Source organism: Roseobacter sp. CCS2, assembly GCF_000169435.1.
In the GTDB taxonomy this organism is placed as follows: Bacteria; Pseudomonadota; Alphaproteobacteria; order Rhodobacterales; family Rhodobacteraceae; genus Yoonia.
The window spans coordinates 900733-915645 of the sequence record NZ_AAYB01000002.1 but is presented as its reverse complement, the minus strand read 5'-3'; the positions used below and the strand labels follow the sequence as shown (position 1 = coordinate 915645).

Genomic DNA, 14913 nt, shown 5'->3' with positions numbered 1-14913 from the left:
CCAGTCGTGACCTGACGGGTGATGGCCGGGATGAGGTGATGTTGACGTCCATGGGGGATCAGTTGATGCAGATCGCGGGCGCAGATGGCACTTACGCCCCTGCCCCCTTTACCATTGGCACCTACGCGCAGCGTCCGCATACGGGCGATGATGGGCGCCCATCCACCGGCTGGCATGCAGAGTTTGCAGATGTCGATAATGATGGGCGGGCAGATTTGTTTATCGCCAAGGGGAATGTGGATCAGATGCCGGGTTTGGCGATCAAAGATCCCAATAACCTTCTGATGCAAAATACTGACGGCACGTTTCGCGAAACGGCCAGCACAGCCGGTGTCGCAACAAAAGAACGGTCACGCGGTGCGGCTTTGGCCGATTTTGATGGCGACGGGCGTTTGGATTTGGTGGTCGTGAACCGGCGCGCACCGATGGAACTTTATCGCAATATCACGCCCGATACGGGCCATTGGCTTGGCATCAGTCTAAGCCAAGCGGGTGCCAACCTGCATGCGGTTGGTGCGACCGTAATCGTTCAAACCAATACGATCAGCCAAAGCCAGCAATTGACTGTTGGCGGTGGGCACGCGGGCGGCAAAGCCCTGCCATTACACTTTGGACTGGCCGATGCGTCAGAGGCAACAATTGAGGTCACGTGGCCTGACGGCGCGATCACGACACACCAAGACACGGCAAACCAAACGCTATATATCAGCCGCTAACTGTATGACTTTACAACGCTTCTATGCGAATTTATCACGATCAGACCTGCCCTAGACTACAAGACAGCTTGGCCTGTGCGGTTGAGCCGCTACTATCAAATTGCAATCGACATGATCGACGACCGGAGTGAACATGAGAGCCTTCATTCTTGCTTTTCTACTTCTGGTAGGCGCAGCACATTCAGCGCACCCTCAAAACGATACAGAATTCCATCCGGATATAATCGAACACTTCCTGAGTGATCCTGACGGGAAATCGCCAAATACATCGAAATGCTTTACCAGCATTCGCCGACAGGCGTCTTTTATGAGGAACTGGTTGAGCAAGAGCATCGCTTGCGACAATCCACACAGCGTGCGCAAATATTGGCTGGCTTCCTTAGATTTGATCTGAATGGCGACTATACTATTGATGAGGCCGAAATCTCGGCTGCACGCGACCTGTATCGGCATTATCCTTATGGTGTTGTCTCGATGGACGTCGATCAGGTGATCAGCGTTGAACCTGTCCTGCGCTACGATGTCATGCCGCGCTATGCGGGTCTGCTCCAGTTGAAACAAGATGGTTTCATCACCCTGACAGCTGAAGGGCTTTATCGCATTGATCGGCAATTTACCCGGTGGCCTGCCGGATTTGATGGCGCGTTTTCAGAAGATTTTGTGTTGGCCACAGGTGTTGAGATGCCGCCAAATGGGTCGCCGCGTACATCAACCGTCACGCGTGAAGGGACAGGGGAATGCCTTTACGAGCCAAGAGGCTGCTAGCTGCAAAATAGCGATCTCGACCAAGGTAATAATTGTACCCAGTGTGTGCTAAAATTGGATTCGCCGTATTGCCGTCTGGCTTTCCCGATTAACGCAGGCGGTCCACAGGCAGGCCGCTTGGCACGGTGTCCGGAATACCCAATCGGCCCTTACGTGAAACCGGATCGGTGAGCGTATCCAGAAATGCCATCAATGCGGTAACATCTGCATCGCTGATGTCACGCGGTGCGTAGGTAACCGCACCTGTAATGGCCTTTTTGTCAGCAAACCCGCGTGTGTCATCAACAGCAAGCGCTGGCAGCAATGCGTTGCTTAGATCATAGCTTTCCAGCGCTGTGATCGGATCAACATGCGCCTCGACAAAGCTGCGTAAATCACGATGCGCGCCTGCGTGCCCATAGGGTCCAGTGATCGCGACATTGCGTAGTGACGGGGTGCGGAACGCATAAAGGTCATCCGGATTTCCCGTGACCCGGAACCGCCCTTCATCGCGCGCATGACTTTCAAACCGGGCCGCTTTGCCGGGGCCGATTTGCGGGGCGGCCATAGCATGAAAATCATGGTCGGTCAGGAACGGGCCGCTGTGGCAGTTCGCGCAACCCGCAGCACCGTAAAACAAATCCATCCCTGTGGCGGCGGGTTCGGCCAACGTAGCTTCACCGCGCAGGACCGCATCAAAAGGTGCCGTATCAGAACGCCATTCAAATGCCATGAAGGCCGCAATGGCGTTTGAGATATCGGCGAATGTGATCTGCTCTGGCCCGTCAATATGATCATAGACAGCCAGAAACTGGTCATGGTACGCGGAGTTGTTACCCACGCGGTGCGCGATGATATCCCATGCGCCCCCCTCACCGGTGATCACGCCACGCCGCACGGCTTGCGCGACATCGTTCTCACTGTAATGCCCGGCCATTTCATCGGGGCTGAGAACTGGAAACATGGTTTGGGCAGACAGCAACGACGCAAAGCCAGTGACCATATCTGCGTCCAATGGCGTACGCAGCCCGCCGGGGCGATCAGGATCAACCTCGATCCGGCCATCATGAAACAGGACGGTGAATTCACGCGCGCCAAGGTTAAAAAGCGCAGGGGCGTTCCTTGGAATACGCTGCTCTGGCATATTGTCAGGATCAGCCACCCGTTGCGGACCCAATCCGATGCCACCATCGCCAAGCCCCAAGGATAAGCCGTCACCGGTTCCAAAGGCCGGGTGGTGACACGTGCCACATGATACGTTGCGGTTGCCGGACAATATGGGATCATAGAACAACAACTGACCCAAACGGGCCTCTGCCGCGTCCACAGGCATAAAATCGGCGTCAGTTAAAGGTGCAGGAATGCTATCCGCGCACGCGATGCCCGCGCCAAACACTGCCACTATGCCAAAAACTGTCCGCATTACTTTCCCGCCCACGACCTTGGATCATGGTTAACACGGATCATCCGCCACACAAGTGCGCGGTATCATTCCATGCTGTTGCGAATGCGATTAACCAGATACCAGACCAACGCCAGCACAATTGGCGTTGCCAACGCTGCCATAGTGACCTTGCCAACGCCAAAGGCTTCTTCCAGCGGGCCAGTCATATTCAACACCAGATTGACGGCATAATAGCTGATCGCGACAACAGACAACCCTTCAACCGTGCGCTGCAAGCGCAGTTGCAGGTCGGCACGTTTGTCCATGCTGGTCAGCAATTCCTGGTTCTGGGCCGACCGTTCGACATCAACCTGTGTACGCAACAGATCGCCCGCGCGTAAGGCCCGGTCAGACATGGCTTGCAAACGCTGTTGTGTGGATTTGACCGTGCGCATTGCAGGATCAAAACGGCGCATCATGAATTCGCCAAAGGTCTGGCGCCCGGTGAACCGTTCTTCGCGTAAAACATTGATCCGCTGGTTTACAATCTTCTCGTAAGCCCCTGCTGCACCGAAACGGAATGACGATTGCGCAATCGTATTTTCAATCTCGGCCGACACCTCAAGCAACGATTGCAAGACGCGGGCAGGATCCGCATCAGAGCCGCGCATATCCTCAAGCAAGCTGGTCAAGCGCGTATCAAACTCACCCATCTTGGGGCCCAATTCGCGGACCCGGTACAGGCCCAGCATCGACATGGCCTTATACGTCTCAATCTCGCACAGACGCTGCACAACGCGGCCCACACGCCGGTTACCAACATGGGGGCGGGCGAAAACCGCAAAACGCATATGCCCAGCGGGATCAATGCGGAAATCACCTGCGACGACCAGATCATCCTCAATCACCCGACTAATGGCGAGGCTTTCTGGCACAAACCAGTCGCGGGCCTTTTCAATGATACCATCATCACCATCCGCGACCTCAATCCGGATCAAGGCGGACGTGACGCGCGTGCCCGGTGCTGCCTCAAGCCAGTCTTGGGGGAACACCCCAAAGGTGGCGGCATCAAAAGGACGCTCTGCCAAACCTTCGCCAAACACAGTATAGGTCACAAATTCAGTATGGCTTTCCCACTTTAGCTGGTGCTTGCCAATTGTGCCAAAGTAATGCGTTGCATCTGGTTGCGGGTGCTGCGCGCCAAAACGGTCCAGCAAATCAATCAGATGGGCGCGATCTGCATTTCGGTCACGGCTGGCAGCATTGCTGGCAGGTTTGATCGCCAGATAGGCGGCCCGGCTGGGTGTGTCGACCGAAGGAAACGGGCGTGCATGCAATTCATTCGCCATCGCATAGCGGAGCGGGTGGTCTTCGATCGGCGGCATGGCCTGAACCTTTGCTAATAACTTTAAGTGTAAACTAGTGTCATTTCGCCGCATGTAAACTAAAATTGTGTTAATTATTAGATACTTACTAGAGTACAACAGTATACCGTAGCTTTGCAGGGATCGTCTAGACGCCACTTGCGCCCCACGTTAGGCAGGGTCATGGCACGTGTCATCCTTTTCAATAAACCATTTGGTGTGCTGTCGCAGTTCACAGACGCCAAAAGCCCAACACCCCGGCCGACACTGTCAGCGTTCATTGATGTACCGGGCGTCTATCCTGCTGGTCGGTTAGACCGCGACAGCGAGGGGCTGTTGGTGTTGACCGATGATGGAAAGTTGCAGGCGCGCATTGCGGCCCCCAAAAACAAGATGAGTAAAACCTATTTTGTGCAGGTCGAGGGCGAGCCGACCGAGAAAGACCTCAGCTTGCTGCGCGACGGTGTGACACTCAAAGACGGCCCCACCCGGCCCGCAAAGTTACGGTTGATTGATCCGCCACAGCTATGGGACCGTGATCCGCCCGTGCGGTTTCGCAAATCAGTCCCCGATACGTGGATCGAGATAACGATCAGCGAAGGGCGCAATCGGCAGGTGCGGCGTATGACAGCGCATATAGGGTTTCCGACCCTCAGGCTTGTCCGCTGGCGGATTGGGAATTGGACATTGGACGGGATTGAAAGCGGGACCTGGATTGAGACCTGACGCTACGGTCATGTCGATCTGCATGTCAGAAAGTTCTGGTGCGGTCGGGGGGACTCGAACCCCCACGAGTGTTACCTCACAGCGACCTCAACGCTGCGCGTCTACCAATTCCGCCACGACCGCGTGTCCAAGGCTGGTAAGTGCGGCACTCATAGACGAGCGGATTTGCGATGCCAAGAGAGAAATCACCCCCTTTTCATTGCGCAAACGCAAGGGTACGCCAACATCATGGTGGAATGGATCACAACTGACGGCCTGACCGACTATGATGAAGCGCTGGCTTTCATGGACGCTCGTGTTGCCGGGATCATCGACGGTACGGCGGATGAGTGCATTTGGCTGCTTGAACACCCGCCCCTTTATACGTCTGGCACATCGGCGAAACCTGACGATCTTGTCGATCCTGATCGCTTTCCCGTCTACGAGGCACGGCGCGGTGGCGAATATACCTATCATGGGCCGGGCCAGCGGGTGGTTTATATTATGCTCAATGTGGGCAAACGCGGGCGTGATGTGCGCCAGTTTGTTAAAGACCTTGAGACTTGGGTGATAGCGACCCTGGATACGTTCAACGTCAAAGGCGAAATCCGCGTCGGGCGTGTGGGCGTATGGGTGGAGCGCCCTGACAAGCCTTTGAGCCCGGACGGTTCGCTTGCCGAAGACAAGATCGCCGCCCTGGGTATCCGCCTGCGCAAATGGGTATCGTTTCACGGGCTATCGATTAACGTAGAACCGGACCTTAGCCATTTTGACGGGATCGTCCCTTGCGGTATCCGCGACCACGGCGTCACGTCACTGGTCGATCTAGGATTGCCAGTAACGATGGGTGATCTGGACGTGGCGTTGCAGGCTGCGTTCGACACGACGATGAGTAGTATGGATTAGGTCGCTCCAACCCATTTGCCGCCCAAGTCATATTTGCCAATGCGGGCACGCGATCACGCAGATCAAGAACCCCAAAATCAGCAAGTGCGGCGCATACCGTTGCAGCGGCACCGGCTTTGTCGACTTGGGTGTATAAGACTGATTATCTTATTGTTTTTTTTGAAACATCATCATCTTCGCTGAGGATGTCTGAGCTTTGTTCAGCACTGTTGACCCAAAGATTTAACCCTTCAGCAACCGAATAAAAGAAAGAGAAAAGAAGTTCCAACACGCTTCAAGAATAACCCGATGATTTCACCGCTGTTATTGTTAGATAATAACCGTGGCTGATTTTTCAAGATAATAGGGGTTCAACGGACGCTCACGATATACTGGGTTTTGGGGCCGATGCCGCGATAAAACTGGACGGCGACACCTTCGAGGTAGACGGGCATAGCAACACCTTGGAACAATCTAAAATTGCACTCGGTTTAAGGGATAAGTCCACCCAATGAAACCGTTGCGATGTCTGCGCCGACTATCGACCGATGCAGTTTGCGGTTACAAATCAGCGCCGAAATCGGCCACCAATGATGCCACGACGGCTTTCAGCGCTTCTTTCTCGCTTGCCCCGCCATCCATGGCCGCGGCGTAGACTTTGCGCTGTTGGTCCGCGCTTGTGCCGTTCGTCAGAATATCGCGGGCGGCGTTTACCTCGGCCACGCAATACAGTGCTTTGGCGTCTTCGCTAATCAGTTCAATGATCTCATCCACCGCCTGAGAAAACGGGATCAGTTCTTTGCGTCCGAAATCTATCAGCCCCTCGGACACACCATATCGTTGGGCCCGCCACCGGTTTTCGCCCACCATAAAGTTTTGCACAACGCGCCAGCCGTCCCCTTCGGTCGATTTGCGCCACAACATCCGTGTGAGGCATTGGGTCAAGGCGGCCAGTGTCAATGTGACTTCCATTCGGGGCGTCACGTCACAAATACGCGATTCAATTGTTGGGTATTTTGATGATGGCCGCAGATCCCACCAGATTTTTGAGGCGTCCTCGATCAAACCAAGATTAACAAGCGTTTCGACAGTAGACGAAAACTGTGCCCAGTCGTCCATCAGGGGCGGCAATCCAGTGCGCGGCAGGTTGTCAAACACTGTCAGGCGATAGGAATTCATCCCGGTGTCTTCGCCCTGCCAATACGGCGATGACGTTGAAAGCGCATGAAGATGCGGCAGGAAGTATTTGAGTTGATTAACTAATTTAATCCGCATTTCTTCATCAGGAATGCCGACATGCACATGCATCCCACAAATCAGCATACGCCGCGCGACCCCGGCCAGATCGCGGCGCAGTTGATGATAGCGTTCTTTATCCGTGTGGGTCTGGTCCTTCCAATCCGCAATGGGATGGCAAGAGGCGGCAATCGGTGCCAGCCCGTATTCTGCGGCATGGCGGGCCACGGTGCGCCGCAGATGGGCCAAATCTTCGCGGGCCTCGCTGATTGTATGACAAACGCCTGTCCCGATCTCAATCTGGCATTGCAGGAATTCTGGACTGACCTTGCTGGCGAGGTCTTTCTTACAGGCATCAATCAAAGCGTCAGGCGCATGGGCCAGCGCGTAGGTTTCCTGATCAACCAGCAGATATTCTTCTTCGATGCCGATCGTGAATTCTGGTGCCTGTGATGCCATTGCTACCCCCACTCTGAAACTTCAACCTAGACCGGATGTTGCGTCACGGCGAGGGGATTAGTAATAAAAAGAGGTTACAGGGCCTTTTCACGGTGTGATTTGTCGCCACTCAGTACCAATACAACAATGGTCGCAAGAACCGCGATACAGATAGCGGCAACCAACAAAAAACTGTACACGCCGTCGTCCAGCAACCAGATGCCCTGCGCGCTTAACACCGCCATACTGACCCCGAGACACCATCGCAGCCCTTTGGCATGTTGCCTGACACGCTTAAAAAACAAACTGATCGCGACCAATGCAGTAACCGACGGCAGCATTTGCAAAATGATGGTTACGATATTTCGCATATCCGCGTCGCCACGCAGTAGCACAAAGATTGTGAACACAAATATCAACAACATGATCATCAAGCAAAAGCTGACGCAGGTGCCTGCAATCACCAATAATCCTTGCAGCGCCACATATCGCGACCGTCGCCATAGTAAAAACAGCCCAGTGCCAATGCCAGCCAATCCTGACAGGAATATACCATCGCGGATCATCGCCCGGACCGGGTGCCGCACGCTGAAATAGAAATCACGGTTGCTGGAAAAACCAACGTAGTCAGACCAAATCGTGATTTGCATGTGCGCAACGGTGACAAGGACCAACAGCAGGCAAACAACAAAGCCGCACCACAACAGGTCAAATCGGGCTTTGGCGTCTGTCATCAGAGTGTTCGCTTTCGTTCTGGATCATGTGCCAACACATCGCCCATGATTGTTCAATTGCACAGGCCAATCTTGGTATTTTTTGTGCAAAGCCAGCTTTTTGACTGCGCCAATATAACCCAATGCAAAGGCGTATCGCTTATTGCTCCTTAAACCCCAACTCTTTAGAACGATGCCAAACGATTGCCGTGCAACGACTCGGCGGTGTTCAAAGTAGCCAATACGAGGAGAGCCAAATGGCAGACGCAGCCATCCACGGCGACACACACGAAGACGAGCGTGGTTTCTTTACCCGCTGGTTTATGTCCACAAACCATAAAGATATCGGCATTTTGTACCTGTTCACAGCAGGTATCCTTGGCTTTATCTCGGTCGCCTTTACCGTTTACATGCGCATGGAGCTGATGGAGCCCGGCGTGCAATACATGTGTCTTGAAGGCGCACGTTTGTTCGCAGCCGAGGCCGGAACATGTACGCCGAACGGCCACCTTTGGAACGTTTTGATCACCTACCACGGTATCTTGATGATGTTCTTTGTGGTTATTCCAGCCCTCTTTGGCGGCTTTGGTAACTATTTCATGCCATTGCAAATCGGTGCGCCGGATATGGCATTCCCACGTCTGAACAACCTGTCTTACTGGATGTTCGTGGCCGGTGCATCTCTTGGTGTGGCGTCCATGCTGGCCCCCGGTGGCAATGGTCAGGCCGGTTCTGGCGTTGGCTGGGTGATGTATGCGCCGCTGTCCACGTCCGAGACTGGCATGTCGATGGACCTCGCGATCTTTGCGGTGCACTTATCAGGTGCGTCATCAATCCTTGGTGCGATCAACATGATCACGACGTTCCTGAACATGCGCGCACCCGGCATGACGCTGCACAAGGTGCCGCTGTTTGCCTGGTCGATCTTTGTCACCGCTTGGTTGATCCTTCTCGCCCTGCCTGTTTTGGCCGGTGCGATTACCATGCTGCTGACTGACCGGAACTTTGGCACAACATTCTTCCAACCAGAGGGTGGTGGTGACCCGGTTCTTTATCAGCACATTTTGTGGTTCTTCGGGCACCCGGAAGTATACATCATCATCATTCCTGGTTTTGGTATCATCAGCCACATCATCGCAACCTTCAGCCGCAAGCCTATCTTTGGCTATCTGCCGATGGTTTACGCGATGGTTGCCATCGGTGTTCTGGGCTTTGTCGTTTGGGCACACCACATGTACACAGTGGGTATGTCGTTGACGCAGCAGTCCTACTTTATGCTGGCAACCATGGTCATCGCAGTGCCGACAGGTGTGAAGATCTTTAGCTGGATCGCGACCATGTGGGGCGGTTCTGTTGAATTTAAAACACCAATGCTTTGGGCAATGGGCTTTCTGTTCCTGTTCACTTTGGGCGGTGTCACAGGCATCGTGTTGTCACAGGCCGGTGTGGACCGTGTGTATCACGACACCTACTATGTTGTGGCCCACTTCCACTATGTGATGAGCCTTGGTGCGGTCTTCTCGATCTTTGCGGGTATCTACTTTTACCTGCCGAAAATGTCGGGCCGCATGTATCCTGAATGGGCAGGCAAGCTGCACTTCTGGGCGATGTTCATTGGTGCAAACCTGACGTTCTTCCCACAGCACTTTCTGGGCCGTCAGGGGATGCCACGCCGCTACATCGACTACCCAGAAGCATTTGCATATTGGAACTACATCTCAAGCTGGGGTGCATTCCTGTCATTCGCTTCGTTCCTGTTCTTCATCGGCGTGATGGTCTGGACCCTGACCAAGGGCAAGCGCGTGACCGAGAACAACCCTTGGAACGAATATGCAGATACGCTGGAGTGGACACTGCCGTCCCCACCACCAGAGCACACGTTCGAAACGCTACCAAAGCAGTCTGACTGGGATAAGCAGCATTCGCACTGACGGTTGTTGAGTATTGAATAGAAAAGGCCCTGCCAATTTGGCGGGGCCTTTTTCATTTGCGCCTAGGTTTCAACGCCAACGTCGTAGTCGCAAAACTGGGTGTATTGCAGGACAACTTTGTCGTTCTCAATCAGCAAAACGCCTAGTTGTGGGGCCTCTTTGGCCAGAACAAAACTGTCCCAATGCCAAGCTGGTTGGGGTGCTGGCGCCTGAAACGACAAGGCCCCGATCGTTGCAAATGGAATGCCTTTCACCGTCCCTGCCGTTGGGCGATGCACATGCCCCATGAACAAGTGTTTGACGTTGTTGTGTGCGCTGACGATATCCAGAAATGCGTCACTATCTTCCAGCATGATTTCATCTTGCGGTGGCAACCCCAAATTAAGCGGCGGATGGTGCATGAAGATATAGGCAGGCTTTAGCGGGTCTTTGGCAAGCACCTGATCCAGCCACGCTTGGCGCGCGCTGCAAAACTGCCCCGCATGCGATCCTACTTTATGTGTATCAAGGCAGATAAATGTCTGATCCGGGGTATCCACGACGTACTGTATGAAATCAGGCATCCCATCAGCGGGCAGCGGTAAATGCGCACGAAAGCTTTCACGTTCATCATTGTTACCCATCAGGGGGTAAATCGAAACCTGAGATTTCGCCAGGTATTCGGCAATGCCGGTGTAGTCTTCGACAATGTCGTCCCCCACCAAATCGCCCGTCAGCACCGCAAAATCAGCATCAGTGTAATGAGTATTGAGATACGTAATGGCGGCCTTCAACCGCACACGTGGATCCAACCCATCTATGGTACCGGTCATTTGGAAATGCGGATCTGACATCCAGATAATCTTTGTCATTGCGCGCCTGTTCTATGTCGATTGCTTACCCCACCAAGCTTGGCGTACACCCATCCGGATCGCAATGTTCCGCAGAAGCGACTGTCTGCCACGGTTGATCCTGACGCTGACCACGATAAAACCAATTTATGCCTTACGAATGGACCCCAGAACCACCATACGAAAAAGTCGAATGGCAACTTAGCCTTTGGCCCTATCGGTCATTGCTGCGTAAGGATTTTGTTCTGTTCATCGGCGGCACCGCAGCACTGGTATCGTTGCCTTTACTGACGCTGATCGGACAAGCTGTGATGTGGGGGCTGCTGCCGTTCTTTGGGCTAATGATCGCGGGCGTCTGGTATGCGCTGCATGTCAGCTACCGTCGTGGTGAGGTATTGGAAGAACTCACAGTGGATGAAGCGCGCGCGCAACTTACCCGGCACAATCCCAAAGGCGACACACAGGAATGGGAAGCGAACCGCTATTGGGTGACTGTGCATCTGCACCCGAAAGGCGGGCCGGTTGAGAACTATATCACGCTACGCGGCGGCGACCGCGAGGTTGAGATTGGTGCGTTTCTGGATGCCGAAGAACGGCTGGCACTCTACGATGAACTCAAAAGCGCGCTACGCCCTTAAGACGGACAATACCACCTATTCTATCCCAAGCGATCCTTGACCATCGGACCCGCTTTGCCGAAATCCATCCGACCAGTGTATTTGCCCTTCAGTACACCCATCACCTTGCCCATGTCCCGGATACTCTGTGCACCAACTTCGGCAATGGCCGCGTCAACGGCCCTGGTGGCTTCGGCTTCGCTCAGTTGCTTGGGCAGAAATTCCTCGATGATCTTGATCTCGGACAATTCCTTCTCAGCCAGCTCAAGCCGCCCGCCTTCTTCATAGGCGCGCGCGCTTTCTTGGCGCTGTTTGACCATCCGGCCCATAATCGCAAGGATATCGTCGTTACTGACCCCGGCCTCATCGTCGCCGGATCCGCGGGCGGCGATATCTTTGTCTTTAATCGCCGCATTGATTAGCCGTAGCGTTGAAAGGCGATCTGCTTCTTTCGAACGCATTGCATCCTTAAGGGCCGCATTGACCCGGTCGCGCATGTCCATAAATGTGTCCCGTACATTTTCGTCAAACGAATAGCCAACATAGTGGGCGCAGGGCCCGGTGACAAGGTCCATCGCCGCGACGTCACCCCTTGTTTGCAAGGCCGCAATCCGCCCTTGACCAAGGCCCCCGGCCTGCGTACACCCGGCACAATTTGACATCTGGGGAGATTGATTATGGCGCAGAAACCAACGGCTTGTCTGGCCCTCGCGGATGGAACCATCTTCTACGGTATGGGTTTTGGCGCGACCGGTGAAACCGTCGCAGAGCTTTGTTTTAACACAGCGATGACCGGTTATCAGGAAATCATGACGGACCCGTCTTATGCGGGCCAGGTTGTCACTTTCACGTTCCCCCACATTGGCAACACTGGTGTAAACCCCGAAGACGATGAAACTGCTGACCCGGTTGCCGAAGGCATGGTTGTGAAATGGGACCCCACCCAATCATCAAACTGGCGCGCGACCGAGGAGCTAACGACATGGCTGGCCAAGCGTAACCGTATCGGGATGGGCGGTGTGGACACCCGCCGTCTGACACGGGCGATCCGACAGCAAGGCGCGCCGCATGTGGCGCTGGCCCATAATCCTGACGGGCATTTTGATATTGAGGCGCTTGTCCAGAAAGCGCGGGCTTTCCAAGGGCTTGAGGGGCTTGACCTGGCCAAAGATGTAACCTGCGCACAGTCCTACACATGGAATGAAATGCGGTGGGCGTGGCCAGAGGGCTATTCACCGCAGACCGACCCTCAACACAAGGTTGTCGCGATTGATTTTGGCGCAAAGCGCAATATTTTGCGCTGCCTTGCCAGTGCAGGGTGCGATGTGACTGTATTGCCTGCAACAGCAACCGCCGAAGATGTATTGGCATTAAACCCCGACGGCGTGTTCCTGTCCAACGGTCCGGGCGATCCGGCGGCGACGGGGAAATACGCGGTGCCGATGATCAAAGGTGTTTTGGACGCGGACCTGCCCGTCTTTGGCATCTGCCTTGGCCACCAGATGCTGGCCCTCGCTGTCGGGGCAAAGACGATCAAGATGAACCACGGTCATCATGGGGCGAACCACCCGGTAAAAGACATGGAAACCGGCAAGGTCGAGATCACGTCGATGAACCATGGCTTCACCGTCGATAGCCAGACCCTGCCCGACGGCGTAGAGGAAACCCATGTGTCACTGTTTGATGGCAGTAATTGCGGGATTCGCATCGCCAACCGCCCGGTCTTCAGCGTGCAATATCACCCAGAGGCAAGTCCCGGCCCGCAGGACAGCTATTATTTGTTCGAAAGATTTGTAAAAGCAATGAGCGCTTAACCATCCATTAACCCATTTAGGTCAAATTGCACCCACGAAGTAGTTAGTTGTGTGTCGACGTGTTTAGGTTTGCTTCGTGCACTTTTCTAAGTGGGCTGCAGTAGGGCTATTCTGCAGCTTCCACAGCTTCTGCATCCAGTTTCAGGCGAGTCACAAACGCCTCTGATATGTGGTCGCGCAATGCCTGATAAGCGGCGTCCCCATCCCCGGCCTCAATCGCACTGACGATTGCTGCATGTTCTTGCAGCGTTTCATCCCCCCGGCCTTCTGCTGCGATGGATGTTGTTGCCAAAAGCGCCATAGATCGATGTACCAAATCCAACTGCTGGACCAAAAAACGGTTGTGTGACGCAAGATGTATTTGCTTGTGAAACCGTCTGTTGGCCCGACTTAACGCTTTTGGATCACCAACCAGCTTTTGATCATCATCAAGCATGTCGCGCAGCACCTTCACCTCTTCGGGGGTGGCGTGACGGGCCGCGAGCCGGGCGGCCAACCCTTCCAGTTCGCCGCGCACAACGTAAAGTTCTGATAGCTGGGAATGATCCAGTGACGCCACAATCAATGACCGCCCGTCGCGCGTCAGCAACGACTGCGTTTCCAGACGCTGCAATGCTTCTCGGATCGGTGTGCGCGATACGCCAAACCGTTCGGCCAGTTCACTTTCGACCAGCCGATCGCCGGGTTTATAAACATGGCTGTCAATCGCTTCGAGGATCAGGGCATAGGCGTCTTTCTGGGACGCGCGTTGGTCGTGCATGGGGTGGTACCTTTCGTGCTGTACCAAGCATACGCCCCTGCCCGCCCCGCAATCAAGCCAAAGCGATTGCGGTCGCCAACGACGCCGCATAATCTGCACCAATGGTAGCCAAACATTTTGCCCATGTGGACACATGGGTTTTTGATCTCGACAATACGCTTTACCCCCCATCGGCCGATCTTTTTGGCCAGATGGACGGGCGGTTTTCGGCATATGTGGAACGATTGACCGGGCTGGATCAGGCCGGCGCGCTAAAGCTGTGCCACGATTACTGGACCGCATATGGGTCGACCCTTACCGGGCTGATGGCGCATTATGACGTTGATCCGCATCACTTTCTGGCTGATGTGCACGACATCGACATCTCGCATCTGGAAGAAGATCAAGCACTGTCGCAGGCCATCAAAGCGCTGCCGGGACGCAAAATCGTGTTTACAAATGGCTCTCATAATCACGCCAAACGCGTACTGGCCGCCCGTGGTCTGACCGTACAGTTTGATGCGGTTTATGGGGTGGAACATGCTGATTTCAAACCGAAACCAACACAATATGCATTCTCTGCCGTTTTCGCCAAAGATGGGGTAACGCCCACAAAAGCAGCTATGTTCGAGGATGAGGCACGCAACCTCGCGGTGCCGCATGCCTTGGGGATGCGCACGGTTCATGTGCACGACGACCCGCAAGATGCTGACCACATTCACCATCATACGAACCATTTGCCGGATTTCTTGTCGCAGCTTGTGCGCTAACCCTTTCCGCCCCAAGGCCAAGGACCT

15 protein-coding genes and 1 tRNA gene are annotated in these 14913 nt (G+C 54.4%); 8 read left to right on the top strand and 8 right to left on the bottom strand.

Features of this window, described 5'->3' with window-relative positions; all coding sequences use genetic code 11:
* Both RCCS2_RS11230 and RCCS2_RS11225 read left to right on the top strand, forming a co-directional pair.
* Positions 1-716: CRTAC1 family protein (locus RCCS2_RS11230; RefSeq protein WP_008234258.1), on the top strand; the 716-nt coding region annotated here is incomplete at its 5' end.
* 273 nt (positions 717-989) lie between these two features.
* Positions 990-1481, top strand: coding sequence for a hypothetical protein (locus RCCS2_RS11225; RefSeq protein WP_008234256.1), 492 nt, complete (start codon positions 990-992; stop codon positions 1479-1481).
* A gap of 88 nt (positions 1482-1569) precedes the next feature.
* Here RCCS2_RS11225 and RCCS2_RS11220 read toward each other — a convergent pair whose 3' ends face one another.
* Both RCCS2_RS11220 and RCCS2_RS11215 read right to left on the bottom strand, forming a co-directional pair.
* Positions 1570-2883, bottom strand: coding sequence for a cytochrome-c peroxidase (locus RCCS2_RS11220; protein ID WP_008234255.1), 1314 nt, complete (start codon positions 2881-2883; stop codon positions 1570-1572).
* Between the two features lie 65 nt (positions 2884-2948).
* On the bottom strand, positions 2949-4229 hold the full coding sequence (locus tag RCCS2_RS11215; protein WP_008234254.1) for a DUF3422 family protein: 1281 nt from the start codon (positions 4227-4229) through the stop codon (positions 2949-2951).
* A 162-nt stretch (positions 4230-4391) separates the two neighbouring features.
* On the opposite strand from RCCS2_RS11215, the gene RCCS2_RS11210 reads away from it, so the two are divergent.
* Positions 4392-4934: a pseudouridine synthase gene (locus tag RCCS2_RS11210; RefSeq protein ID WP_008234253.1), complete on the top strand. Its 543-nt coding sequence runs from the start codon at positions 4392-4394 to the stop codon at positions 4932-4934.
* 36 nt (positions 4935-4970) lie between these two features.
* On the opposite strand, the gene RCCS2_RS11205 is transcribed toward RCCS2_RS11210, so the two are convergent.
* A tRNA-Leu gene (locus RCCS2_RS11205) sits at positions 4971-5057 on the bottom strand.
* A gap of 105 nt (positions 5058-5162) precedes the next feature.
* On the opposite strand from RCCS2_RS11205, the gene lipB reads away from it, so the two are divergent.
* Positions 5163-5819 (top strand): lipoyl(octanoyl) transferase LipB, encoded by a 657-nt coding sequence (lipB, locus tag RCCS2_RS11200; RefSeq protein WP_008234252.1) that lies wholly within the window; start codon positions 5163-5165, stop codon positions 5817-5819.
* A 540-nt stretch (positions 5820-6359) separates the two neighbouring features.
* Here the strand turns inward: lipB and RCCS2_RS11195 are convergent.
* On the bottom strand, positions 6360-7493 hold the full coding sequence (locus tag RCCS2_RS11195; protein WP_008234251.1) for a carboxylate-amine ligase: 1134 nt from the start codon (positions 7491-7493) through the stop codon (positions 6360-6362).
* A 74-nt stretch (positions 7494-7567) separates the two neighbouring features.
* Positions 7568-8206 (bottom strand): hypothetical protein, encoded by a 639-nt coding sequence (locus RCCS2_RS11190; protein ID WP_008234250.1) that lies wholly within the window; start codon positions 8204-8206, stop codon positions 7568-7570.
* Between the two features lie 236 nt (positions 8207-8442).
* Here RCCS2_RS11190 and ctaD point away from each other — a divergent pair, with 236 nt between their 5' ends.
* Positions 8443-10116, top strand: coding sequence for a cytochrome c oxidase subunit I (gene ctaD / locus RCCS2_RS11185; RefSeq protein ID WP_008234249.1), 1674 nt, complete (start codon positions 8443-8445; stop codon positions 10114-10116).
* Between the two features lie 62 nt (positions 10117-10178).
* Here ctaD and RCCS2_RS11180 read toward each other — a convergent pair whose 3' ends face one another.
* Entirely contained in the window at positions 10179-10967 is a 789-nt protein-coding gene (locus RCCS2_RS11180; RefSeq protein ID WP_008234247.1) for a metallophosphoesterase, read from the bottom strand.
* A 128-nt stretch (positions 10968-11095) separates the two neighbouring features.
* On the opposite strand from RCCS2_RS11180, the gene RCCS2_RS11175 reads away from it, so the two are divergent.
* Entirely contained in the window at positions 11096-11584 is a 489-nt protein-coding gene (locus RCCS2_RS11175; protein ID WP_008234244.1) for a DUF2244 domain-containing protein, read from the top strand.
* 20 nt (positions 11585-11604) lie between these two features.
* On the opposite strand, the gene RCCS2_RS11170 is transcribed toward RCCS2_RS11175, so the two are convergent.
* Complete coding sequence (locus tag RCCS2_RS11170) at positions 11605-12066, bottom strand: GatB/YqeY domain-containing protein (RefSeq protein ID WP_037294057.1); 462 nt, start codon at positions 12064-12066, stop codon at positions 11605-11607.
* 174 nt (positions 12067-12240) lie between these two features.
* Between RCCS2_RS11170 and carA the strand changes: the two genes are divergently transcribed.
* Positions 12241-13377, top strand: coding sequence for a glutamine-hydrolyzing carbamoyl-phosphate synthase small subunit (gene carA, locus RCCS2_RS11165; RefSeq protein WP_008234240.1), 1137 nt, complete (start codon positions 12241-12243; stop codon positions 13375-13377).
* Positions 13378-13483: 106 nt separating this feature from the next.
* Here carA and RCCS2_RS11160 read toward each other — a convergent pair whose 3' ends face one another.
* Complete coding sequence (locus RCCS2_RS11160; RefSeq protein ID WP_008234239.1) at positions 13484-14137, bottom strand: GntR family transcriptional regulator; 654 nt, start codon at positions 14135-14137, stop codon at positions 13484-13486.
* 101 nt (positions 14138-14238) lie between these two features.
* On the opposite strand from RCCS2_RS11160, the gene RCCS2_RS11155 reads away from it, so the two are divergent.
* A complete protein-coding gene (locus RCCS2_RS11155) occupies positions 14239-14886 on the top strand; it encodes a pyrimidine 5'-nucleotidase (RefSeq protein ID WP_008234238.1) in 648 nt (215 codons plus the stop codon).
* The last annotated feature ends 27 nt before the right edge of the window (positions 14887-14913 follow it).